Raw genomic sequence first — 22,259 nt, forward strand, 5'->3', positions numbered from 1 at the left:
TTTCGTAGGCCGGGTAAGGCGAAAGCCGCCACCCGGCAGAAATACGGGCACAATAATAAACAGGTTTGTGATCAGCCAGAATGCCTTCCCCGGTGGGGAAGGCATTAAACAGAAGACGCGGGGTTCATGCGCGGCGATTACACCAGGGCGCGCAGTTCTTCCCGCATGTAGGTGGAAAAGAATTCCGGATGCTTAATCACCAGCCGTTCGCCGGCGGCGACCCGTTCAGCCCACTCCGCCACTTTGTCGGTAAACCCGGCGCTCCAGCCTTGCTGCTGACCGCGCTCAGCGACGTCGGCCGGGCTGGCTGGCACGCCCAGCTCTTTCAAATATTTGAGAATTCCCTTCGCGGTACTTTCATCCATAGACTGTGGTACTGGCTCAGACGTATTCATACCACCAATGAAATCCAATGCTTTATCAATGACTGCTGGCATAGGTGTGTCCTTATATTAACCACATAGTAAACCTGACTACACTATGGACCGGAAAGCGACGTGATTTCAAAGAACACGCTCACGTTATGGGACATCGCGCATTCAGAAAAGGGGATTTTGCACTGCCGGGGCGGGGGTTGGACAAAAAACAAGCCGGTCCCGCGGGACCGGCCTGGGGATCGCGTCAGGCGTTGCTGACGGATTTTTGCGCACCGCTGGACTGACTGTTCTCCAGCATCCGGCGGACCGGGACAATCAGCACGGCCAGCACGGCGGCGCAGATCAGCAGCGCGATGGAGCAGCGGGCGAAGAGGTCCGGCAGCAGCGACAGCTGATCGGCCTTCACGTGACCGCCAATCAGGCCCGCCGCCAGGTTACCCAGCGCGCTGGCGCAGAACCACAGCCCCATCATCTGGCCGCGCATTCTCTCCGGCGCCAGCAGGGTCATGGTCGCCAGACCAATCGGACTCAGGCACAGTTCGCCGAGCGTCAGCATCAGGATGCTCCCCACCAGCCACAGCGGCGACACACCGGCCCCGCCGTTGTTTAGGACGTTCTGCGCCGCCAGCATCATCAGGCCAAAGCCCGCCGCCGCGCACAGGATGCCAATGACGAATTTGGTCATGCTGCCCGGACGAACGTTTTTACGCGCCAGCGCTGGCCACGCCCAGCTGAATACCGGGGCGAGGAGAATGATAAATAAGGCGTTAATCGACTGGAACCAGACCGCGGGGATCTCAAAATCGCCGATCATCCGGTTGGTATAGTCGTTAGCAAACAGGTTGAATGAGGTCGGTTTCTGTTCAAATGCCGACCAGAAAAAGGCCGCCGAGACCAGCAAAATAAAGCACACCAGCAGGCGCGCCCGCTCTTTCCGGTTCAGGCCGGCGAAGACGAACAGCCAGATGAAATAGAGCGCTACGGAAGCGGCAATCACATAGACCAGCACGCTGGCCACCGCCACCGGGTTAATCACGATCGTGCCCAGGCTAATGAGCGTGACCACCACAGCCACTCCCAGCGCCAGCGCCAGCAGCCACGCCCCAACGCCATTCTTTTTCGCCACCGGGCTGTTCCAGGTGGAATCGAGGCCGACCTCTGCGTCATAGCGCTTCATCGACGGCACGGCAAAGACACGGAAAATGATCAGCGCCACCAGCATCCCGATCCCCCCGATGCCGAAGCCCCAGTGCCAGCCATGGGATTTAATCAGCCAGCCGGAGATCAAAGGCGCGATAAACGAGCCGATGTTGATCCCCATGTAGAACAGCGAGAAACCGCCGTCGCGGCGCGCGTCGCCTTTTTTATACAGAGTGCCGACCATCACCGAGATACAGGTTTTAAACAACCCGGAACCGAGGACGATAAACATCAGGCCGATAAAGAACAGGTCGTTGCCCAGCCATGCCGACAGGGCGATCGACAGGTGCCCGAGGGCGATCAGAATCGAGCCGTACCAGACAGCGCGCTGCTGGCCAAGCCAGTTATCCGCCAGCCAGCCGCCCGGCAGCGCGGCCAGATACATACTGCCGGCAAAAATCCCGACGATCGCCGAGGCGTTCTCCCGCGCCAGCCCCATTCCGCCGTCGTAAACCGTCGCCGCCATAAACAGGATCAGTAAGGGGCGGATGCCGTAAAACGAGAAGCGCTCCCACATTTCGGTGAAGAACAGGGAGCCCAGCGGATAAGGATGGCCGAAAAAGGTACGGCTTTCGTTTTTATTAACAGAGGAATGCATAAATTCTCCAGATAAGGTGCACCGCAGCGCAAGTTAACCGTATAAAGCGGGCTGACGATTTATAATTTGTTTGTCTTAACATCAGGAACGAGCATTTTTAACCATTTCATAACCATGCAGTGGTTTTGTCCAGCCCCTTGCCTTCCCTTTTTAGATGAAAAGTCGACAAACATCTAGTTTTATAGATTTAATGTTCGCAAAAGCGCAAACGGCGTTGACATTATGCCATTGTAAAGAATACATAATTTTATTTATTAAAAACAGTAAGTTGATTGAGTAACCAAGGACAAAAACCGTCGATGCAGGCAGGGCATATAACGACAGGAAAAGTAAGGGAAACGGGCCTGAGGAGGCAGAAATAGCGCTAAGGGAGAATATTGTTCAGCCATCCAAGTGCTTCACACCCGGAGAGCCTCCCGCGAGGCAGGATGCACATGGCTTGCCGGCTGCTACAGCCGGCGCCATTTTGCGCGCTATTTCACACGCTGCCCCGTCCGATCAATGACGCGCTCACCGTCTTCCTTCACGAAGGCGCCTTTTTGCGGCGCCGTCAGGATCTCTAGCACCACCTCTGACGGGCGGCAGAGCCGGGTGCCCCGCGGCGTCACCACGATCGGACGGTTGATCAGGATCGGATGCTGGAGCATAAAGTCGATTAACTGGTCATCTGTAAACCGGTCTTCCGCCAGGCCCAGCGCATCGTAGGGTTCGACGTTTTGCCGCAGCAGCGCCCGCACCGGGATCGCCATCGCGGCGATCAGCTGGCGCAGCTCATCGCGCGACGGCGGCGTCTCCAGATAATAAATAATGGTGGGCTCAGCGCCGCTGTTGCGGATCAGCGCCAGGGTATTACGCGAGGTGCCGCATTCAGGGTTATGGTAAATGGTGATGCTCATAGCACGTTCTCATGGCTGATTGAAGGAGAGACGCAGCGCCAGCGCGGCCAGCGTTACCAGCAGCACCGGCAGGGTCATGATGATGCCGCAGCGGAAATAATACCCCCAACCGATGGTAATGTGCTTCTGCGTCAGCACATGCAGCCAGAGCAGCGTGGCCAGGCTACCAATCGGCGTGATTTTGGGCCCCAGATCGCAGCCGATGACGTTGGCATATATCATGGCCTCTTTGATCGTCCCTGTTGCCGCGCTGCCATCAATCGACAAGGCGCCGACCAGCACGCTGGGCATATTATTCATGATCGAAGAGAGGAAGGCCGACAGGATACCGGTGCCCAGCGTTGCGGCCCAGAGCCCGCGCTCCGCCAGCATGTTCAGCACCGTGGTCAGATAATCCGTTAATCCGGCGTTTCGCAGGCCATACACCACCAGATACATCCCCAGCGAGAAGATCACAATCTGCCATGGGGCGCCGCGCAGCACCTTGCCGGTGTTTATCACCCGCCCGCGCTTCGCGACAGCAAACAGGATCCCCGCTCCCGGCGCCGCGATGGCGCTGACCGGGATCCCCAGCGGGTCAAGAACGAAAAAGCCGACCAGCAACAGCAGCAGCACGCCCCAGCCGGTGCGGAACGTCGCCGTATCTTTTATCGCCGTGGCCGGCGCTTTCAGTAACGCCATATCCCAGGCCGGCGGGATATCCTTGCGAAAGAACAGGTGCAGCATCGCCAGGGTGGAGAGGATCGCCGCGAGATCGACCGGCACCATCACCGAAGCGTACTCCCTGAAGCCAATGGCAAAGAAATCTGCCGAAACGATATTCACCAGATTCGACACCACCAGCGGCAGGCTGGCGGTATCGGCAATAAACCCGGCTGCCATGACAAAGGCCAGCATCGTTCCCTTACTGAAACCCAGCGCCCGCAGCATAGCAATTACGATGGGCGTGAGGATCAGCGCCGCGCCGTCGTTGGCAAACAGCGCCGCCACCGCCGCACCGAGCAGGATAATCCAGGTAAACAGCAGACGACCCCGCCCTCTTCCCCAGCGGGAAACGTGTAGCGCGGCCCATTCAAAAAAGCCGGACTCGTCGAGCAGCAGGCTGATAATGATCACGGCGATAAACGTGGCGGTGGCATTCCAGACGATATGCCACACCACCGGGATATCGGCTATCTGTACTCCACCGGTGACCAGCGCCAGCGCCGCGCCAAAGGCCGCGCTCCAGCCGATCCCTAACCCCCGCGGCTGCCAGATCACCAGCACCAGGGTCAGGACAAAAATCGCACCTGCCAGCAACATCGTTCCCCCACCAATCACATTCGAAAAATCATATATGTTAAGATAAATTTTTTACCGACAACCCGGCCCGTCAGTCAGTCTGCTGACCATCAGCCGCACATCGTCCTGCTGACTTAGCCAGGCCTGCTCAATCACCTGCGCCGCCCAGGCCGGCATCTGCGGAGAGAGGCGATAATGGACCCACTTACCCTGTTTTCGATCCCGCAGCAGCCCGCTCTCCCGCAGCATTGCCAGATGGCGGGAGATCTTGGGCTGGGACTGGGCGAGCGCCGTACAGAGATCGCACACGCACAGCTCTCCCCGCGCCTTGAGCAACAGCACGATCCCCAGCCGGGTTTCATCGGCGAGGTTTTTGAACAGTTGCAGGGGCAATAAAGACATGGTTTCTCCTCAAGCGTGACGGACAGCATACGGGACCACGAACAAAGATCAATATGCATTCGAAAAAACATATGTGTTTTTTACAGCCGCGATAAATCTCCATACCATTGCAACATGTGCCTCCTGCTCAATAGCACGCAAAAATGCCGCGTTTTCTTTTAACCATCATCGAAATATGTCAGGCTGAAGATCCCATCGGATTGACAGGGTTTTCAGGATGAGTACGATTTATGTGGTTGTTTTAACGTATATAAAACCGCTCGAAGAGATTGACAGCGCGATCCCCGCCCACGTCGAATGGCTCAAAAAAGGCTATGCTGACGGCCTCTTTCTCATCTCCGGCCGCCGTATTCCCCGCACCGGCGGGGTGATTCTGGCGACATGCGACAGCCGGGAAATTCTGGAAGCGCGTCTGAGCCAGGATCCCTTCCAGCAGCTGGGTCTCGCCCATACGGAGATTATCCCCTTTGAGGCCAGCATGGCGTCCCCCGCACTGCAGTCGCTGTTATAAGCCTGTCCCGGAGGAAACATGCAGCCATCCTTTCACTGGATCAATGAACCTGCCGAGTGGCGCCGCGATGCCGACGGCCTGACGGTGGTCACCGATAAGCATACCGATTTCTGGCGTCATACCTGGTATGGCTTCAAGCGCTTCTCCGGCCATCTTTATGCCGCTGAGGTGGAGGGCGATTTTACCCTGCAGGCAAAAATCTGTGCGGATTTCACCACGCTTTACGACCAGGCCGGGCTGATGATGATGGCGGACGAGCAGACCTGGCTGAAGGCGGGGATTGAGTTTAATGACGATGCCCCGGCCATCGGCAGCGTGCTGACGCTAACCCACTCCGACTGGGCCACCGGGCTTTTCCCCGGCGACCCGCGCACCTTCTGGCTGCGGCTGACCCGCAAGGGCGATGCGTTAAGGCTGCAGTATTCGACCGACGGCGAGCGATGGCCGCTGCTGCGGCTCGGCTACTTTCCACCAGGCCCGGTGAAAGCCGGCGTCATGTGCTGCTCACCGGAGCGCGGCGGACTGGCGGTTGCCTTTTTGGATATTCAACTTTCCCCACCGCTGGACAAAGCGCTGCACGATCTGAGCTGAACGCTAGTGGGAAGACCCGACTTTCTCTGCATCCTGGGGGCCAGGATTGCAGGGTTCGCGGGTGCCGGGCAGGTAAAAATGGCCGTGCTTATCGGGATCGGTGCCGCCCGGGCACCCTGCCCGACCCGAGGAATTATCGCTACTGCCGCCGTCCGAACCGTTGCCGCCGTCGGCGCCCGATATTACCGACTGGCCGTGATGACCATGCGCTGCAGTGGCTGAAAACGCCACCAGCGCGAACACACAGACCATTAAGCGTCTGCCCATTGCTGCCTCTCCCTTAGTGAAATTCCCCGCCCATCGCGTTGACGATGGGATAAGCCGTTGCACCGCGATAAAAAACCGCCTTATCCGCATGGAGTATAGGGTTAAGGCAGAGGGAAAGACAGGGCCGGCGCCTTCAGACATTTCGCACGCAAAATAGCCTTTATGCCGCGGTATGCGCTATTAGAAAATCAATCAGGGCTTTCACCCTTTTCGTTTTACCCGCGTTTTTCGGGTAATAGAGATAAACCGGCGGATAGGTTTTCCAGTAGTCCTCCATCACCGGTAGAAACTGTTCACGATCGGGCTGTAGCCGCCAGATAGGTTCAAACAAGCGGCCAATCCCCAGTCCATGGCGGATACCGTCTGCCATGACGTCAATATCATTGCTAATTAACTGCCCCGGCATCTCCACGGTGAGCTGCTCGCCGTGGTCATTGAGGATCAGCGGCAGGATGCGGTGGTTGGTAATAAAGCGATAGCCAATCAGCCGGTGATGGCTGAGATCGGCGGGCGACTCAGGCACGCCATATTCGGCCAGATAGGTCGAGGAGGCATATAACCCTTCGCGAAACGGTTTCATTAACGGGCGGGCGACCACCCCGCCTTCGAGAATATCGCCAAAGCGGATCCCAAGGTCGAATCGTTCTTCAATGATATTGACGGTACCGTCATAGACCGATATTTCCAGCTGGATCCCCGGGTATTGCTGACAGAAAGCCGCCATCGCCGGTTTAAGAATAAGCAGGTAGGCAAAGCGCGAGAGCGTAATTCTCACCGCCCCGGAGGGTTCCCGATTCTGGTCGCGGAGGCTCTCCAGCGATGTTTCCAGAACCTCGACCGCCGCAGCGGTTTGCTCCAGCAGCTGTTGGCCGGTTTCCGTCAGCTCGATTCGCCGGGTGGTACGCACAAAAAGCGGATGACCGATATGCTCCTCCAGCAGCTTAAGGGCATTGCTGACAGACGGCGGCGTGATTTCTAATTTTCTCGCCGCGGCCGAGATATTGCCTTCGCGCGCAATGCTCTGAAAGATGCGTATTTGATTATAAAGGGCGTTATTCATAGCATCTCCTTGCGACAGTATCGCCTGATTATTAAGTACAGGCTAAATATTCTTAAGTCAATGACCGCCTAATCTTCACTCCCTGTGGCTCGTATACTTTTGTCTCTTCCCGCTGATAACGACTTTCCGGAGACAACGATGCGAATTTTATGTCTGGATATCCCCGCGCCCGGCGCAACGCTGGACCACTATGCGCCGCACCTTACCGCGGAAGCCCTCCATGCCTGGGGGCTGTATAAATCTGGCTTTATCCGCGACATCTATTTCCGTCAGGACCGACCCGGCGTCGCTATTTTCCTCGAGTGCGACACCGTGGAAGAGGCGAATAACGTCATGGCCGAATTTCCGCTGGCGAAGGCGGGTTTATTAACCTTCGAGTGTATTCCACTCGGCTCGTTTATTAACTGGGAAAACCTCTTCTCTGCCGAATTTAAACCTCAGGAGTAACGATGAGAAAGCCTCATATCCTTATCGTTTCCGGGCATCCGGATCTTAACCATTCCATCGCCAACGCCACCATCCTCGATGAGCTGGCGACCGCCCTGCCTGATGCGGAAATCCGTCGTCTGGACTGGCTCTATCCGGACGGCAAATTCAACATCGCCGCAGAGCAGGAAAGCCTGCTGCAGGCGGATGTGATTGTCTGGCAGTTTCCCTTTAGCTGGTATGGGCTGCCCGGGTTAATGAAACAGTGGCTCGACGAGGTCTTTGTCCACGGCTTCGCCCATGGTTCAACGGCGAAACTGGGTGGTAAAAAGCTGATCCTCTCCTTCACCACGGGAGCGCCACAGACGCTCTATACCGCTGAGGGTTTCTTTGGCCATGCCATTGAGGAGTATCTCCTTCCCTTCGAGACCACGGCCAGGCTGTGCAATCTTGAGCTGCTGGCGCCGGTTTATACCTGCGGCATTAGCTACGTCGACCGGGATGCCGACCAAATCGCTCAGCAAAAAACGCGTGCCCGGGAACACGCGGCCAGACTGATCGCACGGCTTAAAACTCTGGTGGAATAGCCCAAAGGGAGAAAATAAAGATGCAGTATACCCGGCTCGGGAAGAGTGACTTAATGGTCTCCCGCATCTGCATGGGATGTATGGGGTTTGGCGATCCGTCAACGGGTCAGCATCGCTGGACGCTGGACGAAACAGCCAGCCGGGACATCATCCGCTACGGTCTCGAACAGGGCATCAATTTTTACGATACCGCCATCGCCTATCAGAACGGCTCCAGCGAACGGTACGTTGGCCGGGCGCTGCGGGAGATGGCAAAACGCGAGGATGTGGTGCTGGCCACCAAGTTTCTGCCACGAACCGCTGCCCAGATTGCCGAGGGGATCAGCGGAAAACAGGCGATCACCCGCTCGCTTGACCAGAGTCTGCGAAACCTCGGGATGGACTACATCGACCTCTACATTTACCACATCTGGGATTACAACATCCCGGTTATCGACGTGCTGGAGGCGCTGCATGCCGCTGTCGCCGCCGGCAAGGTGCGCGCGATTGGCATTTCCAATTGTTATGCCTGGCAGCTGGCGAAGGCGAACGCCCTTGCCGAACGCGAAGGGCTGACGTCCTTTGTTTCTGTGCAGAGCCACTACAACCTGATTATGCGTGAAGACGAACGAGAGCTGTTCGGGCTGTGCGCGGAAGAGGGTATCGCCATGACCCCCTATAGCGCGCTGGCCAGCGGCCGTCTCTCCCGTCAAGAAGGCCACACGCGGCGAGCGATGGAAGATGATTATGCCCGGGGCAAATACGACGACACGGCAGAGCAGGATCGGATCATTATTGCCCGCGTCGCTGAACTTGCCGAACGACATCAGGTCTCCATGACCGAAATTTCGCTGGCCTGGCTGCTGACTAAAGTCACCGCCCCGGTGGTCGGCGCCACGCAAAAGCATCATGTTGACGGTGCGGTCAACGCCGTAGCCCTTCAACTGAGCCCGGAAGAAATCCGTTATCTGGAAGAAGCCTATCAGCCGCACTTCCTCACAGGCGTGATGGCGCAAAACACGCCGCAAGCCAAAGACCATCCTCAGGTGTGGACGCGCTAACGATCCGCCCTGTGGATCGGAAAGGAGCAAATATGAAAAACGTGATTGCCGCGGCAGCCTTGTCGCTTGTGCTGTCTGATTTTGCTTATGCCAACGAACAAAGAGATGAAGCTATGATGAAAATTACCCCTTCTACCCTTACGGACGCTGATATTCAAGCGGTGTCGCCGGCGCTGGCGCGCTTCGGCCGCGAGGCCATCAGCAACGACCTCTGGCAACGTGACTCCCTGTCCGCCCGCGACCGTAGCATTGTGACCATGGCGATGCTGATTGCCCGCAACCAGCCAGGCGAGCTGAAGCACTATATTGCCGTCGCGCTCGATAGCGGCGTGACGCCAGCGGAAGTATCAGAGATCATTACCCATCTGGCGTTCTACTCAGGTTGGCCCAATGCAATATCAGCCGTCAGCGTCGCGAAAGCCATCTTTGAAACCAGGGGCGTGACGGCAGAGGCCCTTCCCTCCGCCTCGCCGACGCTGCTGCCCCTCAATGAACAGGTAGAGAAACAGCGTGCAGATACCGTGGAGAAAAATGTCGGCCCCATTTCGCCTGGCCTGGTTAAATTTACCGCCGACCCGCTGTTTCTCGACCTCTGGCAACGGCCCGCGCTTACGCCCCGCGACAGAAGTCTGGTGACGGTCAGCGCGTTAATCGCCGCCGGACAGAGCGCGCAGATTGGCTACCACCTAAACAGGGCCATGGATAATGGGCTTTCGGCTGAAGAGGCCGGAGAAGTGGTCGCCCAGGCAGCGTTCTACGCGGGATGGCCAAATGCGTTTACCGCCGCCCCGGTGGTCGGTGAAGTGTTGCGATCGCGCGAGAGCAAAGCTGAATAAAAAAGGATAAAGGACAGGAAAGCTGTCCTTTCTTTATCGTTAATAGTTAGCTTAAAGGTAGCACGAGGGCTTTCGATTAAATCTCGCGGAAAGGACATAAACGGTCTATCGACGCGTGGAGACTTCGATCGTGAGTCTGTTCACATCGCTCATTGAGAAAATTTCCGTTCCGTATGCCGTCATGAGTCTCATCCTTTGAAAGCAGCGATCGCTGTGGCGAGACGGTAGCGCGGACATGTCTATTTGGTCAGGTCATGACTGACCTCCCCCCACCGCATATCGCAAGAATTTGCTCTCTCAGCCAGCGGTGACCGGGGTCGCGTTCCATTCTTGGGTGCCACATCTGCGATACCGTAATACGACGGCTTTTGAACGGCAGCTCGAAAACGTGTACCTGGTCCGTTACCTGCTGATTGAGTAAATAGAGTGCGGGTATCATGGCGATAAGATCCGATTCCAGCGCCACGGACAGTGCTGTCGGAAATCCCGGTACAACGCTCGCAATTTTACGTTTTGTCCCCAGTTCGGCCAGCGCATCGTCAACGGATCCGTGCAACGCGCCCTCGGGTGACGCTACCACATGACCCCAGGCGACATAATCACCCACGCCTATTTCTGCCTGCTTAGCCAGCGGGTGCCCTTTACGCACGACGCCAACAAACCGATCCTCAAACAGTCGTTGCAGCCGTATTTCTGGCCCCATATTACTCTGAACTCCAATCTCCAGATCAACCAGCCCTTCCCGAAGATAGCGCGACGTTTTTTCCGGCTTAGGCGCGAAGCGTATACAGACATCCGGCGCGGCGTCGGCAACCGCTGCGATGAGCGCAGGCCCAAACGCCACCACAAAACCATCGTTTGCCCTGATGGTAAAAAGACGCGCCAGACTTCGCGCGCAGAACGTTTCAGTTGAGGGCTGCAATACCGCCCTGGCATCGTGCACTGCACGCCTGGCGCGATCCCGGGTCGCTTCGGCCCACGGGGTCAGTACCATGTTACGCCCGGCGCGCACCAGGATCGGGTCTCCTGTAACATCGCGTAACCTGCTTAATGTCCGGCTCATGGCTGAGGTGCTGAGGTTCAGACGACGTGCCGCACCTGCGACACTCGCTTCACTCAGCAATATGTCGAGTGCTACCAGCAAATTAAAATCAGGATCAGACATTCCCCTTTCTCCCAGCACATTAAGATAAGGCGTTTGATGCAACAATAAAGTGAAAATAGTGCGCCTTCCGCCCGGTAAAAGCCATCTTTATAGTTTTGTCATCCATACACTCTTCTCAGAGGACAAATGATGACGCTCTTTTCCAGCCAACCCGGCGACGAAGGACTGCCTGGCCCGGCGCGCGCACGGGTGATGGCCGCAATAATGACCACCACCTTAATGGGCGTGTTTGATGGCACCATGATCAACATTGCCCTGCCCTCAATGGCTCAGGATTTGCAGGTACCTGCCGGTATTGCCGTCTGGTTCGCCAACGGGTATCTGCTGGCGGCTGCGATGACGCTGGCGATATTCGCGGCGCTTGCGGCCCGTCTGGGTTATCGCCCCGTATTTCTGGCGGGCCTGACGACCTTTACCCTGACATCACTGGGTTGCGCGCTGGCGAATAAGCCCGAAGTGCTTATCGGTATGCGCGTGCTTCAGGGGATCGGCGGCGCGGCGACGCTGAGTATTGCCCCCGCAATACTCAGGTCCGTATTTCCCGGACGCTTACTTGGCCGCATTCTGGGGTTCCATGCCCTGCTCATTGCCTCCAGCTCCGCTATCAGCCCGGTATTGGGCGGTACGATCCTTCACACCCTGAGCTGGCAATGGCTGTTTGCGATAAACGTTCTTCCCGGCACCCTCGCCTTACTGCTGGCGGTCAGAGCGCTGCCGCGGGATGCGATCCGTATGCAGGCGCCCTTCGACACCGTGGGCGCCATATTGTCGGCGCTGCTGTTGGGTTCGACGATCATGGCGGCGAACAGCCTACAGAACGCTACTTCTCAATTCGGCAGCGTTTGCTGGATGGCTCTCGCTGCGCTGAGCGGCATGGCTTTTATCTGGCAAATCCGCCGTACGGGTCATCCCTTACTGCCGCCGAGCATGTTTAAAAATGAACGTTTTACCCTCGCGGCTTTCACGTCAATGGTTGCTTTTGTCAGCCAGGGGATCACCTTTATTGCGCTACCCTTCCTGTTTCAGAGCGAATACGGCTACAGTCCGGTAGTGTCTGCCCTGCTGTTTACGCCGTGGCCGTTAGGGATCGTGCTGATTGCGCCGCATGCAGGCCGTTGGGCGGACACGATATCAGCCCCGGCGATATCCACCCTGGGGCTGGTGATATTTGTCGTCGGTTTGATCCTGCTGGCGACGTTACCCGCCAGCCCTCCAATGTGGGATATCTGCCTGCGAAGTCTGGTGTGCGGAATAGGGTTTGGCTGCTTTCAGAGTCCCAATAACCGGGAAATGCTCTCAAACGTTATTCGTGAGCACGCGAGTTATGCGTCCGGAGTTTTATCCATTATGCGCACTTTCGGGCAGTGCCTGGGAGCCGCCGCCGTAGGCGTTCTGCTGGCAGCAGATGAAAGGTCAATTCATGTTGCGCTGTGGAGCGCCGCCGCGGCCTCTGCGGTATCGGTCGTCGTCAGCGCGAGCCGGTTGCGTAAAATCACTCATCCTGCGGAAACAGGATAAGTGCGAAAATATCACTAAACGCTACTACTCCAGCGCCAGCAGCGCAAAACGCCGATCCCGCAACCAAAGAGGAGTCCTCCGTCGGAGTTTAATAGACTAACAGAATGCTATAACTTCTTATTTATCAAGGGAAAATTGAGTTGGGTAGACTTCAGAAGACTTGAGTTTGGAGCGGGCGAAGGGAATCGAACCCTCGTATAGAGCTTGGGAAGCTCTCGTTCTACCATTGAACTACGCCCGCGAAGAGGTGCGAGAAGCATTATAGCCCTTACGCACCCTGTGACAAGCCCGCCGGATGCTGACTGGCGATAAAATAACCTTTTAGCACTTAGGCTTACTGCCCTGCGGCGGCAGGTAGCGCAGCGGATCGATAGCCGTCGCCCGATAGCGGATCTGGAAATGCAGACGCACTGAGTCGGCATCCGTACTGCCCATGGTGGCGATTTGCTGGCCGGCCTTCACGCTCTGGCCGTTATTCACCATCAGCTTATCGTTGTGGGCATAGGCGGTGATGTAATCCTCGCTGTGCTTAATCATGATCAGGTTGCCGTAGCCGCGCAGCTGGTTGCCGACGTAGACCACCTTGCCCGCCCCGGCGGCGTAGACCGGCTGGCCGCGAGTTCCGGCGATATCAATGCCTTTATTGCCGCCATCGGCGGTGGAATAAGGCAGGACCACTTTGCCGCTGGTCGGCCAACGCCAGCAGCGCTGTCCCACCGGCGGCCAGGAGGACTGAGGTACCGCGGACGAAGGCGTGACCGCCGCCGTGCGCGTGGAGGCAGATTTTTTCTTCGTTGTCTTCGTTGAACTGCTGCCGTTAAGCTTCAGCTTCTGCCCCACTTCAATGGTGTAAGGCGGGGAGATGTTATTCAGGCGGGCCAGATCGCGAACGCTGGTGCCGGTGGTGCGGGAGATGCCATACAGGGTATCGCCGCGTTTGACGGTGTAGGTCGTACCGGAATCGGAGTTGCTGGAGCAACCGGCCAGCGCCAGGCTTACCACCAGCATCAGTGTCATAAAAACGCGTTTCATCATCAGGCATCCTGCACTTAACACAACCACTTACCTCGCAACCAGGGCGAATATCATACCAGTCCGCGGCGCAGGGCGTCATCCCTGATGGCGAAACCAATAGCCACCCGCCATCGCATCCGGCCCGCGACGGACAGCAATTGCTGCTGAAGCCGCACGTCGTGGTGGACTTACCCGCCATGACGCGTTGCCGCTCACAGAGCGGACTCCAGGGCTTGTTTTGGTAATGCCTTTCTCCCATTTATGGGCTACCCTAGAGGCCTGAGTACATGACCCGGCGGGTTTGTGCCGGGTCATTTTTTATTTTCAGGAGTCGTCATGGCCGGGGAACACGTCATTTTACTGGATGAGCAGGATCAACCTGCCGGTATGCTGGAGAAGTATGCCGCCCACACGCTTGATACCCCTTTACATCTCGCGTTTTCCTGCTGGTTGTTTAATCAGCAGGGTCAATTGCTGGTCACCCGCCGTTCGCTGGGCAAAAAAGCCTGGCCCGGGGTGTGGACCAACTCCGTCTGCGGACACCCCCAGCAGGGCGAGACCTTCGAGCAGGCAGTCACGCGCCGCTGTCGCTTCGAACTCGGCGTGGAGATCGCCGACATCGTGCCGGTTCACCCGGCCTTCCGCTACCGGGCGGTCGCCCCGAACGGCATCGTTGAGAACGAAGTATGCCCGGTGTATGCCGCGCGCGTGGTGAGCGAAGTGCTGCCTAACGACGATGAAGTCATGGATTATCAGTGGGTTGACCTGGCAACGATGTTAAGCGCGCTGGCCGCCACGCCGTGGGCGTTTAGCCCGTGGATGGTGCTGGAAGCGGAAAATCGGGACGCTCGCCAGGCGCTGACCGACTTTGTTGCGCGTGTGCGCGGGTAAGCTGACTATTCTCGCAGCCGCCACCCGGCGCAAAAAGCGACTCCGTACCTGTCATCGTTGCCTGGCGGCGCTACGCTTGCGCAGGCCTACGGTTCTGCGCTGTTGCGTAGCCCGGATAAGACATTTACGCCGCCAGCCTTCAGGCCTCACGTCAGACATAAAAAAACCCGGCAAGCCGGGTTTTTGCATTTCACAAGACGCGATTATTTCTGCGGACGCATTGCCGGGAACAGGATCACGTCGCGGATGGTGTGGCTGTTGGTGAACAGCATCACCATGCGGTCGATACCGATACCCAGACCGGCGGTCGGCGGCAGGCCGTGCTCCAGCGCGGTCACGTAGTCTTCATCGTAGAACATCGCTTCGTCATCGCCCGCGGCTTTCGCATCAACCTGGTCCTGGAAGCGCTGCGCCTGATCTTCGGCGTCGTTCAGCTCGCTAAAGCCGTTACCGATCTCACGGCCGCCGATGAAGAATTCAAAGCGGTCGGTGATTTCCGGGTTGACGTCGTTACGGCGCGCCAGCGGAGAAACTTCCGCCGGGTATTCGGTGATGAAGGTCGGCTGGATCAGGTGCGCTTCCGCCACTTCTTCGAAGATCTCGGTCACGATACGGCCCAGACCCCAGCTCTTCTCCACTTTGATGCCGATAGACTCAGCGATCGCTTTCGCGGAATCGAAGTTATCCAGATCCGCCATCTCGGTTTCCGGACGGTATTTCTTGATCGCTTCGCGCATGGTCAGTTTTTCAAACGGCTTGCCGAAGTCGAACACCTGGTCGCCGTAAGGCACTTCGGTGTTGCCGAGAATGTCCTGCGCCAGGGTGCGGAACAGGGATTCGGTCAGCTCGATCAGATCTTTATAGTCCGCATAGGCCATGTAGAGTTCCATCATGGTGAACTCTGGGTTATGACGAACGGAGATCCCTTCGTTACGGAAGTTACGGTTGATCTCGAAGACGCGTTCGAAACCGCCCACGACCAGGCGCTTGAGGTACAGTTCCGGCGCGATGCGCAGGTACATGTCCAGATCCAGCGCGTTATGATGGGTGATGAACGGACGCGCGGAGGCGCCGCCCGGGATCACCTGCATCATCGGGGTTTCCACTTCCATAAAGCCGCGGCCAACCATGAACTGACGGATACCCGCCAGGATCTGCGAACGCACTTTAAAGGTGTTGCGCGATTCATCGTTGGAGATCAGGTCGAGGTAACGCTGACGATAGCGCGCTTCCTGATCCTGCAGGCCATGGAACTTGTCCGGTAACGGGCGCAGGGCTTTGGTCAGCAGACGCAGCTCGGTGCAGTGGATAGACAGCTCACCGGTTTTGGTCTTGAACAGCTTACCGCGGGCGGCGATGATGTCGCCGAGATCCCATTTTTTGAACTGGTCGTTGTAAACGCCTTCCGCCAGGTCATCGCGCGCTACGTACAGCTGGATGCGGCCGCCAACGTCCTGCAGAGTGACGAAGGACGCTTTACCCATGATACGGCGGGTCATCATGCGGCCAGCCACGGCCACTTCAACGTTCAGCGCTTCCAGCTCTTCGTTTTCTTTGGCATCGAAGTCAGCGTGCAGTTGGTCAGAGGTATGGTCACGACGGAAATCGTTCGGGAAAGCGACGCCCTGCTCACGCAGCGCAGCCAGCTTCTCGCGACGGGTTTTCAGTTCATTATTAAGGTCAATTGCCGCGTCAGCGCCCTGTGCTTGTTGTTCAGACATGTTGGTTCCTCATAACCCTGCTTTCAAACTTGCTTCGATAAATTGGTCCAGGCTGCCGTCGAGCACCGCCTGAGTGTTGCGGGTTTCCACCCCGGTACGCAGATCTTTAATACGCGAGTCATCCAGCACGTAAGAGCGGATCTGGCTGCCCCAGCCGATATCGGACTTGTTGTCTTCCATCGCCTGCTTCTCGGCATTTTTCTTCTGCATCTCCAGCTCATAAAGCTTCGCTTTCATCTGCTTCATGGCCTGGTCTTTGTTCTTGTGCTGCGAACGGTCGTTCTGGCACTGCGTCACCAACCCGGTCGGGATGTGGGTAATACGCACCGCGGATTCTGTACGGTTAACGTGCTGCCCACCGGCGCCGGAGGCGCGGTAAACGTCGATGCGCAGGTCGGCCGGGTTAATTTCGATATCGATATCGTCTTCAACTTCCGGGTAAACGAACGCAGAGCTAAAGGAGGTATGACGGCGGCCGCCGGAATCGAACGGGCTCTTACGCACCAGACGATGAACGCCGGTTTCGGTACGCAGCCAGCCGTAAGCGTAATCGCCGATGATCTTGATGGTCACGGATTTAATGCCCGCGACTTCACCTTCGGACTCTTCGATGATCTCGGTCTTAAAGCCGCGCGCTTCCGCCCAGCGCAGGTACATGCGCATCAGCATGCTGGCCCAGTCCTGGGCTTCGGTGCCGCCGGAGCCTGCCTGAATATCGAGGTAGCAATCGGCGTTGTCGTATTCGCCGGAGAACATGCGGCGGAACTCAAGCTGCGCCAGCTTCTCTTCCAGCGTATCCAGCTCGGCGACGGCTTCGTTGAAGGTCTCTTCGTCGTCCGCTTCCACGGCCAGATCCAGCAGGCCGGCAACGTCTTCCAGCCCCTGGGACATCTGATCCAGGGTATCTACGATGGCTTCCAGGGAAGAACGCTCTTTACCCAGCGCCTGAGCGCGTTCAGGTTCGTTCCAGACGTCCGGCTGTTCCAGCTCGGCGTTTACTTCTTCGAGACGCTCTTTCTTGGCATCGTAGTCAAAGATACCCCCTAAGAACGTCGGAGCGCTCCGTGAGGTCCTGAATGCGGTTTTTTACCGGATTTATTTCAAACATGGTCGGTTTCTTTTAATGGATTTGTCAAAATGCGGTGATAAGAGCGGAATTCTACCGGATTCGCGCCCTTATTCATACACTGTTGTCAATTTGGCCAGAGGTGATCGATGATCAGCTGCAGGCTGCGGTTGCCGCGGAACTCATTGATGTCGAGCTTGTAGGCTAACTGGACTTCACGCACGCCGTTGTCGGGCCAGATGGAAGTATCCACGTTGAAGGCGATACCGTCCAGCAGCGGGCCGCCGTCAACCGGCTCGACCATCACCTTCAGGTGACGCTCGCCCACCAGCCGCTGCTGCAGCAGGCGGAAACGGCCGTCAAACAGCGGTTCCGGGAACATCTGTCCCCACGGCCCGGCGTCGCGCAGCATCTGCGCCACTTCCATGCTCATCTCCGCCGCCGCCAGCGGCCCGTCGGAAACGACCTCGCCCTGTAACAGCGCGGGATCCAGCCACTCGGTCACCAGCTCGCCAAAGCGCTGCTGAAACTCCTCAAAGCGCGCCTCTTCCAGCGATAATCCTGCCGCCATCGCGTGGCCGCCGAACTTCAGGATCAGCCCCGGATAGAGCGTATCGAGACGCTCCAGCGCATCGCGCATATGCAGCCCCTGAATGGAGCGGCCGGAGCCTTTCAGCGTACCGTCGCCGGTGGGCGCAAAGGCGATCACCGGCCGGTGGAAACGTTCCTTAATTCGCGAGGCGAGGATGCCGACCACCCCCTGGTGCCACTGCGGATGGTACATCGCCAGCCCGCCGGGCAGGGTGTCGCTACTGCGTTCCAGCTGCTGACAGAGCGTTAGCGCTTCCGCCTGCATCCCCTGCTCGATCTCTTTGCGCGTCTGGTTGAGCGCGTCAAGCTCATTGGCTAACACGCGCGCTTCGCCAATGTTATCGCACAGCAGCAGCGCGACGCCCACCGACATGTCGTCCAGCCGCCCCGCCGCGTTCAGGCGCGGCCCGAGGGCAAAACCGAGGTCGCTGGCCGCCAGCTTTTGCGGATCGCGGTTGGCAATCTCCAGCAGCGCCTTAATGCCGGGCCGACATTTGCCAGCGCGAATGCGGCTTAACCCCTGCCAGGTGAGAATACGATTGTTAGCATCCAGCGGCACGACGTCGGCAACGGTGCCAAGCGCCACCAGATCCAGCAGCTCGGCAAGGTTCGGCGCGGCGATGCCGCGGGCATCGAACCAGCCGTTATCACGCAGAAAGGTGCGCAGCGCCAGCATCAGATAGAACGCCACCCCGACCCCGGCCAGCGATTTCGACGGAAAGTCGCAATCGCGCAGGTTAGGGTTAACGATGGCCTCCGCCGCCGGCAGCGTCTCCCCCGGCAGGTGGTGATCGGTCACCAGCACCGGGATCCCCAGCGCATGGGCATGATCGACGCCGGCATGGGACGAGATCCCGTTGTCGACGGTCATGATCATCTGCGCGCCGCGGGCGTGGGCCTGATCGACCACTTCCGGGCTCAAGCCGTAGCCGTCTTCAAAACGGTTCGGCACCAGGTAGGAGACGTTGCCGTAGCCCAGCGCGCGCAGGGCCAGCACGCTGAGCGCGGTGCTGGTGGCGCCGTCGGCGTCAAAATCGCCGACTACGACAATGTGCAACCCTTTCTGGAAAGCGTCGTGCAGCATCCCGACCGCTTTTTCAACGCCGGTGAGCTGCGTCCACGGCAGCATGCCTTTGACGCTGCGCTCCAGCTCCTGGGCGCTGCGCACCCCGCGGCTGGCATACAGCCGCTGCAGCAGCGGCGGCAGATCGGCGGGTAAATCGACGCCGTCAACCGCCTCGCGGCGGCGTAGTTGTATCTGTTGTTTCACGCGAATCAGTTACCGCTTGTCTGTTTTTTATGCTCGTCGAGGAACGCCTTCAGCTCTTTCGGCCCCTGATAGCCCGGCAGCACCATGCCGTTGCTGAGGACCATCGCCGGGGTACCGTTGACGCCCATCTGCACGCCAAGGGTGTAGTGTTTAGCGATATCCACGCTGCAGCTCGCCGGCTGCACGCCCTTGCCGTTCATAGCGTCATCCAGCGCTTTGTTGCGATCTTTCGCGCACCAGATGGCCTTCATGTCCTGCTCCGCCTGGCTCTGCAGTCCCTGGCGCGGGAAGGCGAGATAGCGCACGGTGATCCCCAGCGCGTTGTAGTCGCTCATCTGCTCATGCAGCTTATGGCAATAACCGCAGGTGATGTCGGTGAAGACGGTAATGACGTGCTGCTCCTTCGGCGCTTTGTAGACAATCATTTCGTTGCTCAGCGCGTTCAGTTTACCCAGCAGCAGCTGGTTAGTGACATTGACCGGCTGCGCGCCGCTCACGTCGTACATCGGCCCCTGGATGATGTGCTTGCCGTCGTCGGTGACATACAGTACGCCGCTGTCGGTCAGCACCGTGCTCATCCCGGAAACCGGCGACGGTTGAATATCGGTGCTCTGCACACCCAGCTTCGCCAGCGACTGTTTAATTGCCGCGCTATCGGCATGCGCCGCCCCGGAAAGGGAAGCCGCCAGCAGGGTGAACATCAATAAACCTTTTTTCATACTCAGTCCTTTTGTTCAGCACTCACGCCCGCGGGTGGTGCTGTTGATGAAGTTGTCGCAGACGCTCGGTCGCCACGTGGGTGTAGATCTGCGTGGTGGAGAGATCGCTGTGTCCTAACAGCATCTGCACCACGCGCAGGTCGGCGCCATGATTGAGCAAATGCGTGGCGAACGCATGGCGCAACACGTGCGGGGAGAGCTTTTCGCTGTCGATCCCCGCCAGCACGGCATAGTGTTTAATCCGGTGCCAGAAGGTCTGACGCGTCATCTGCTGGGCGCGCTGGCTGGGAAATAAGACATCCGACGCCACGCCGTTCAGCAGCCAGGGGCGACCATACTCGAGGTAATTTTCCACCCACAGTACCGCCTCTTCCCCCAGCGGCACCAGCCGCTCTTTGTTGCCTTTGCCCACCACCCGCAGCACGCCCTGCCGCAGGCTGATGTCGCTCATCGTCAGCCCCACCAGCTCCGAGACGCGCAGGCCGGTGGCATACAGCACCTCCAGCATCGCTTTGTCGCGCAACTCCAGCGGCTGCTCCACCAGCGGGGCCTGCAGCAGACGCTCAACCTGCGCCTCACTGAGATCCTTCGGCAGCCGCTGCGGCAGCTTCGGCGAGGCCAGCAGCGCGCTGGGGTCGTCCGGGCGAATTTTTTCCCGGTACAGATGCTGGAAGAAACGACGCACGGCGCTCAGCAGGCGCGCGGTGCTGGTGGCTTTATAGCCGCCGGACTGCCGCTCGGCCAGCAGCGCCTGCAGGTCGTCGCTGCCGACGCTTGCCAGCGACAGGCCGCGATGGTGCAGCCACTCCACGAGCATCGTCAAATCGCGACGGTAGGCGCTGAGCGTATTCTCCGCCAGATTGCGCTCCAGCCAAAGGGCATCGAGAAACTGTTCGATTAGTGCCAGATCCTGTTTCACATCGGCCTCTTTGTTCGTTAAACGCTCTCATTATGCCTTAAGAGGACGCCTTTCTGGTACACTGCCCGCCATTCACAGCAAGAATCGAGATGTTTACGCGATGAATATAGGTCTGTTTTACGGCTCCAGTACCTGCTACACCGAAATGGCCGCGGAGAAAATCCGCGATATCATCGGCCCTGAGCTGGTGACGTTGCACAATCTGAAAGATGACTCCCCCGCCCTGATGAGCCAGTACGATGTACTGATCCTCGGCATCCCGACCTGGGATTTCGGCGAAATTCAGGAAGACTGGGAAGCGGTTTGGGACCAGTTGGACACCCTGGACCTGGAGGGCAAAATCGTCGCGCTGTACGGCATGGGCGATCAGCTGGGCTATGGCGAATGGTTCCTTGACGCGCTGGGCATGCTGCATGACAAGCTGGCGACCAAAGGCGTGAAGTTTGTCGGCTACTGGCCAACCGAAGGCTATGAGTTCACCAGCCCGAAACCGGTGATCGCTGATGGCCAACTGTTCGTTGGCCTGGCGCTGGATGAAACCAACCAGTACGACCTGAGCGACGAGCGCATCCAGAGCTGGTGCGAGCAGATCCTCGGCGAAATGGCCGAACACTTCTCCTGACGCCGCTTACTCCTGCGCCGGTTTTTGCAGCACCAGCCGGCGCAGATCCCGCCACTCTCCGGGATCCATGCTGTCCGCCGCCAGCCACAGATGCTGACCGCGTCGGGTATCGACATGGCGCAAACGCAGCAGCATACCGCTGTTGATGACCCACGGCGTCCCGAGGATCTCCCATTCGGCGTTTTGCCAGCGCAGCCGGGAATCGGTGAGCAGTTTTATCTCCCCGCGACGGGCATGGATCCGTCGCTGGCTGCGCACACAGTCAAAGACCACCAGCGACAGCAGCAGCAGCCAGATCGGGGTGTAGCTTAACGGCCAGGGAACCAGCAGCACCAGCGCCGCCACAACGCCGTGGAGCAGCAGGGAAAACCACTGCGCGCGCCAGGAGATACGGAGATCAGATTGCCACAGGACCACGTTCCCGATTCCGTGTCTGAATTAAGGTTACCATCCGCTGCAGCTCCGCATCGGCCGGTTTGCCGTGGTTCATCAGCCAGTTGAACAGATCCGGATCGTCATTTTCCAGCAGGCGAATGAACAGCTGTTTGTCAGCGTCGCTGAGGGTATCGTACTCATACTCAAAGAACGGCATGATGGAGATGTCGAGTTCGCGCATCCCGCGGCGGCATGCCCAGTGGATACGTGCTTTATTGTTAATGTCCATGTTGACCTTCCAGCAGCAAAATATAGG

General features: G+C 58.2%; 25 protein-coding genes and 1 tRNA gene. 9 read left to right on the forward strand and 17 right to left on the reverse strand.

What is annotated here, in order from left to right; genetic code table 11:
• Positions 1 to 137: 137 nt before the first annotated feature.
• The 5 genes from ABLU95_RS03495 to ABLU95_RS03515 form a co-directional block, all read right to left on the reverse strand.
• Positions 138 to 437, reverse strand: a complete 300-nt coding sequence (locus tag ABLU95_RS03495; RefSeq protein ID WP_004205347.1) for a DUF1889 family protein — start codon at positions 435 to 437, stop codon at positions 138 to 140.
• Positions 438 to 621: 184 nt separating this feature from the next.
• Positions 622 to 2,175 carry a peptide MFS transporter gene (locus ABLU95_RS03500; protein WP_086074982.1) on the reverse strand — a complete coding sequence of 518 codons (1,554 nt, stop codon included), beginning with the start codon at positions 2,173 to 2,175 and terminating at the stop codon, positions 622 to 624.
• A gap of 473 nt (positions 2,176 to 2,648) precedes the next feature.
• Positions 2,649 to 3,071 (reverse strand): glutaredoxin-dependent arsenate reductase, encoded by a 423-nt coding sequence (arsC, locus tag ABLU95_RS03505; RefSeq protein ID WP_032454017.1) that lies wholly within the window; start codon positions 3,069 to 3,071, stop codon positions 2,649 to 2,651.
• 9 nt (positions 3,072 to 3,080) lie between these two features.
• The gene (locus ABLU95_RS03510) at positions 3,081 to 4,373 is read right to left on the reverse strand and encodes an arsenic transporter (RefSeq protein ID WP_050533783.1); all 1,293 of its coding nucleotides are present in this window, start codon (positions 4,371 to 4,373) and stop codon (positions 3,081 to 3,083) included.
• Positions 4,374 to 4,424: 51 nt separating this feature from the next.
• On the reverse strand, positions 4,425 to 4,754 hold the full coding sequence (locus ABLU95_RS03515) for a metalloregulator ArsR/SmtB family transcription factor (RefSeq protein WP_087848602.1): 330 nt from the start codon (positions 4,752 to 4,754) through the stop codon (positions 4,425 to 4,427).
• 217 nt (positions 4,755 to 4,971) lie between these two features.
• Between ABLU95_RS03515 and ABLU95_RS03520 the strand changes: the two genes are divergently transcribed.
• Positions 4,972 to 5,265 carry a YciI family protein gene (locus tag ABLU95_RS03520; RefSeq protein ID WP_241516358.1) on the forward strand — a complete coding sequence of 98 codons (294 nt, stop codon included), beginning with the start codon at positions 4,972 to 4,974 and terminating at the stop codon, positions 5,263 to 5,265.
• Between the two features lie 18 nt (positions 5,266 to 5,283).
• Complete coding sequence (locus ABLU95_RS03525; protein ID WP_065883804.1) at positions 5,284 to 5,856, forward strand: DUF1349 domain-containing protein; 573 nt, start codon at positions 5,284 to 5,286, stop codon at positions 5,854 to 5,856.
• Positions 5,857 to 5,859: 3 nt separating this feature from the next.
• Here the strand turns inward: ABLU95_RS03525 and ABLU95_RS03530 are convergent, their stop codons facing one another.
• Positions 5,860 to 6,123: a hypothetical protein gene (locus tag ABLU95_RS03530; RefSeq protein WP_023290955.1), complete on the reverse strand. Its 264-nt coding sequence runs from the start codon at positions 6,121 to 6,123 to the stop codon at positions 5,860 to 5,862.
• Between the two features lie 160 nt (positions 6,124 to 6,283).
• Positions 6,284 to 7,183, reverse strand: a complete 900-nt coding sequence (locus ABLU95_RS03535) for a LysR family transcriptional regulator (protein ID WP_017899807.1) — start codon at positions 7,181 to 7,183, stop codon at positions 6,284 to 6,286.
• 138 nt (positions 7,184 to 7,321) lie between these two features.
• Here ABLU95_RS03535 and ABLU95_RS03540 point away from each other — a divergent pair, with 138 nt between their 5' ends.
• Genes ABLU95_RS03540 through ABLU95_RS03555 form a run of 4 tightly spaced genes read left to right on the forward strand, consistent with a single transcriptional unit; the run spans position 7,322 to position 10,072 of the window.
• Complete coding sequence (locus tag ABLU95_RS03540; protein ID WP_023290957.1) at positions 7,322 to 7,630, forward strand: hypothetical protein; 309 nt, start codon at positions 7,322 to 7,324, stop codon at positions 7,628 to 7,630.
• A gap of 2 nt (positions 7,631 to 7,632) precedes the next feature.
• On the forward strand, positions 7,633 to 8,196 hold the full coding sequence (locus tag ABLU95_RS03545; RefSeq protein ID WP_023290958.1) for an NAD(P)H-dependent oxidoreductase: 564 nt from the start codon (positions 7,633 to 7,635) through the stop codon (positions 8,194 to 8,196).
• A gap of 20 nt (positions 8,197 to 8,216) precedes the next feature.
• A complete protein-coding gene (locus tag ABLU95_RS03550) occupies positions 8,217 to 9,236 on the forward strand; it encodes an aldo/keto reductase (protein WP_023290959.1) in 1,020 nt (339 codons plus the stop codon).
• 32 nt (positions 9,237 to 9,268) lie between these two features.
• Complete coding sequence (locus ABLU95_RS03555) at positions 9,269 to 10,072, forward strand: carboxymuconolactone decarboxylase family protein (protein ID WP_241516357.1); 804 nt, start codon at positions 9,269 to 9,271, stop codon at positions 10,070 to 10,072.
• Between the two features lie 247 nt (positions 10,073 to 10,319).
• On the opposite strand, the gene ABLU95_RS03560 is transcribed toward ABLU95_RS03555, so the two are convergent.
• Positions 10,320 to 11,237 carry a LysR family transcriptional regulator gene (locus ABLU95_RS03560; protein WP_241516355.1) on the reverse strand — a complete coding sequence of 306 codons (918 nt, stop codon included), beginning with the start codon at positions 11,235 to 11,237 and terminating at the stop codon, positions 10,320 to 10,322.
• 129 nt (positions 11,238 to 11,366) lie between these two features.
• On the opposite strand from ABLU95_RS03560, the gene ABLU95_RS03565 reads away from it, so the two are divergent.
• Positions 11,367 to 12,755 carry an MFS transporter gene (locus ABLU95_RS03565; protein WP_348878895.1) on the forward strand — a complete coding sequence of 463 codons (1,389 nt, stop codon included), beginning with the start codon at positions 11,367 to 11,369 and terminating at the stop codon, positions 12,753 to 12,755.
• Positions 12,756 to 12,922: 167 nt separating this feature from the next.
• On the opposite strand, the gene ABLU95_RS03570 is transcribed toward ABLU95_RS03565, so the two are convergent.
• A tRNA-Gly gene (locus ABLU95_RS03570) sits at positions 12,923 to 12,996 on the reverse strand.
• 80 nt (positions 12,997 to 13,076) lie between these two features.
• On the reverse strand, positions 13,077 to 13,790 hold the full coding sequence (actS, locus tag ABLU95_RS03575; RefSeq protein WP_050533763.1) for an amidase activator ActS: 714 nt from the start codon (positions 13,788 to 13,790) through the stop codon (positions 13,077 to 13,079).
• Between the two features lie 315 nt (positions 13,791 to 14,105).
• On the opposite strand from actS, the gene idi reads away from it, so the two are divergent.
• Positions 14,106 to 14,660 (forward strand): isopentenyl-diphosphate Delta-isomerase, encoded by a 555-nt coding sequence (idi, locus tag ABLU95_RS03580; RefSeq protein ID WP_032454025.1) that lies wholly within the window; start codon positions 14,106 to 14,108, stop codon positions 14,658 to 14,660.
• 203 nt (positions 14,661 to 14,863) lie between these two features.
• Here the strand turns inward: idi and lysS are convergent, their stop codons facing one another.
• The 5 genes from lysS to xerD form a co-directional block, all read right to left on the reverse strand.
• Positions 14,864 to 16,381 carry a lysine--tRNA ligase gene (gene lysS, locus ABLU95_RS03585; protein WP_008806422.1) on the reverse strand — a complete coding sequence of 506 codons (1,518 nt, stop codon included), beginning with the start codon at positions 16,379 to 16,381 and terminating at the stop codon, positions 14,864 to 14,866.
• Between the two features lie 9 nt (positions 16,382 to 16,390).
• Positions 16,391 to 17,489, reverse strand: a protein-coding gene (prfB, locus tag ABLU95_RS03590; protein WP_101862173.1) for a peptide chain release factor 2 whose coding sequence is annotated in 2 segments (ribosomal slippage) — positions 16,391 to 17,413 and positions 17,415 to 17,489 — 1,098 coding nt in all. Because the reading frame shifts where the segments join, the coding sequence is not laid out codon by codon here.
• Between the two features lie 85 nt (positions 17,490 to 17,574).
• The gene (recJ, locus tag ABLU95_RS03595) at positions 17,575 to 19,308 is read right to left on the reverse strand and encodes a single-stranded-DNA-specific exonuclease RecJ (RefSeq protein ID WP_032454029.1); all 1,734 of its coding nucleotides are present in this window, start codon (positions 19,306 to 19,308) and stop codon (positions 17,575 to 17,577) included.
• Positions 19,309 to 19,313: 5 nt separating this feature from the next.
• A complete protein-coding gene (gene dsbC / locus ABLU95_RS03600) occupies positions 19,314 to 20,027 on the reverse strand; it encodes a bifunctional protein-disulfide isomerase/oxidoreductase DsbC (protein ID WP_002916301.1) in 714 nt (237 codons plus the stop codon).
• 22 nt (positions 20,028 to 20,049) lie between these two features.
• Positions 20,050 to 20,946: a site-specific tyrosine recombinase XerD gene (gene xerD, locus ABLU95_RS03605; RefSeq protein ID WP_004144729.1), complete on the reverse strand. Its 897-nt coding sequence runs from the start codon at positions 20,944 to 20,946 to the stop codon at positions 20,050 to 20,052.
• A 100-nt stretch (positions 20,947 to 21,046) separates the two neighbouring features.
• Between xerD and fldB the strand changes: the two genes are divergently transcribed.
• Entirely contained in the window at positions 21,047 to 21,568 is a 522-nt protein-coding gene (gene fldB / locus ABLU95_RS03610; RefSeq protein WP_004205324.1) for a flavodoxin FldB, read from the forward strand.
• 6 nt (positions 21,569 to 21,574) lie between these two features.
• On the opposite strand, the gene ABLU95_RS03615 is transcribed toward fldB, so the two are convergent.
• Together ABLU95_RS03615 and sdhE are read right to left on the reverse strand one after the other, a co-directional pair.
• Complete coding sequence (locus ABLU95_RS03615) at positions 21,575 to 21,985, reverse strand: protein YgfX (protein ID WP_023290968.1); 411 nt, start codon at positions 21,983 to 21,985, stop codon at positions 21,575 to 21,577.
• A complete protein-coding gene (gene sdhE, locus ABLU95_RS03620) occupies positions 21,966 to 22,232 on the reverse strand; it encodes an FAD assembly factor SdhE (RefSeq protein ID WP_002916312.1) in 267 nt (88 codons plus the stop codon). The genes ABLU95_RS03615 and sdhE overlap by 20 nt, the downstream gene beginning before the upstream one ends.
• Between the last annotated feature and the right edge of the window lie 27 nt (positions 22,233 to 22,259).

The sequence above is a fragment of the Klebsiella sp. GG_Kp146 genome, from assembly GCF_040061975.1.
GTDB lineage: Bacteria > Pseudomonadota > Gammaproteobacteria > Enterobacterales > Enterobacteriaceae > Klebsiella > Klebsiella quasipneumoniae.

Excerpts from the sequence above, each read along its gene's own strand:
- ABLU95_RS03540 (WP_023290957.1), top strand. The coding sequence starts at position 7,322 with ATGCGAATTTTATGTCTGGATATCCCCGCGCCCGGCGCAACGCTGGAC.
- ABLU95_RS03550 (WP_023290959.1), top strand. The coding sequence starts at position 8,217 with ATGCAGTATACCCGGCTCGGGAAGAGTGACTTAATGGTCTCCCGCATC.
- ABLU95_RS03530 (WP_023290955.1), bottom strand. The coding sequence starts at position 6,123 with ATGGGCAGACGCTTAATGGTCTGTGTGTTCGCGCTGGTGGCGTTTTCA.
- dsbC (WP_002916301.1), bottom strand. The coding sequence starts at position 20,027 with ATGAAAAAAGGTTTATTGATGTTCACCCTGCTGGCGGCTTCCCTTTCC.
- ABLU95_RS03545 (WP_023290958.1), top strand. The coding sequence starts at position 7,633 with ATGAGAAAGCCTCATATCCTTATCGTTTCCGGGCATCCGGATCTTAAC.
- fldB (WP_004205324.1), top strand. The coding sequence starts at position 21,047 with ATGAATATAGGTCTGTTTTACGGCTCCAGTACCTGCTACACCGAAATG.
- idi (WP_032454025.1), top strand. The coding sequence starts at position 14,106 with ATGGCCGGGGAACACGTCATTTTACTGGATGAGCAGGATCAACCTGCC.
- sdhE (WP_002916312.1), bottom strand. The coding sequence starts at position 22,232 with ATGGACATTAACAATAAAGCACGTATCCACTGGGCATGCCGCCGCGGG.
- ABLU95_RS03535 (WP_017899807.1), bottom strand. The coding sequence starts at position 7,183 with ATGAATAACGCCCTTTATAATCAAATACGCATCTTTCAGAGCATTGCG.
- ABLU95_RS03565 (WP_348878895.1), top strand. The coding sequence starts at position 11,367 with ATGACGCTCTTTTCCAGCCAACCCGGCGACGAAGGACTGCCTGGCCCG.
- ABLU95_RS03555 (WP_241516357.1), top strand. The coding sequence starts at position 9,269 with ATGAAAAACGTGATTGCCGCGGCAGCCTTGTCGCTTGTGCTGTCTGAT.
- ABLU95_RS03510 (WP_050533783.1), bottom strand. The coding sequence starts at position 4,373 with ATGTTGCTGGCAGGTGCGATTTTTGTCCTGACCCTGGTGCTGGTGATC.
- ABLU95_RS03560 (WP_241516355.1), bottom strand. The coding sequence starts at position 11,237 with ATGTCTGATCCTGATTTTAATTTGCTGGTAGCACTCGACATATTGCTG.
- ABLU95_RS03495 (WP_004205347.1), bottom strand. The coding sequence starts at position 437 with ATGCCAGCAGTCATTGATAAAGCATTGGATTTCATTGGTGGTATGAAT.
- actS (WP_050533763.1), bottom strand. The coding sequence starts at position 13,790 with ATGATGAAACGCGTTTTTATGACACTGATGCTGGTGGTAAGCCTGGCG.
- ABLU95_RS03520 (WP_241516358.1), top strand. The coding sequence starts at position 4,972 with ATGAGTACGATTTATGTGGTTGTTTTAACGTATATAAAACCGCTCGAA.
- ABLU95_RS03515 (WP_087848602.1), bottom strand. The coding sequence starts at position 4,754 with ATGTCTTTATTGCCCCTGCAACTGTTCAAAAACCTCGCCGATGAAACC.
- ABLU95_RS03500 (WP_086074982.1), bottom strand. The coding sequence starts at position 2,175 with ATGCATTCCTCTGTTAATAAAAACGAAAGCCGTACCTTTTTCGGCCAT.
- arsC (WP_032454017.1), bottom strand. The coding sequence starts at position 3,071 with ATGAGCATCACCATTTACCATAACCCTGAATGCGGCACCTCGCGTAAT.
- ABLU95_RS03525 (WP_065883804.1), top strand. The coding sequence starts at position 5,284 with ATGCAGCCATCCTTTCACTGGATCAATGAACCTGCCGAGTGGCGCCGC.
- lysS (WP_008806422.1), bottom strand. The coding sequence starts at position 16,381 with ATGTCTGAACAACAAGCACAGGGCGCTGACGCGGCAATTGACCTTAAT.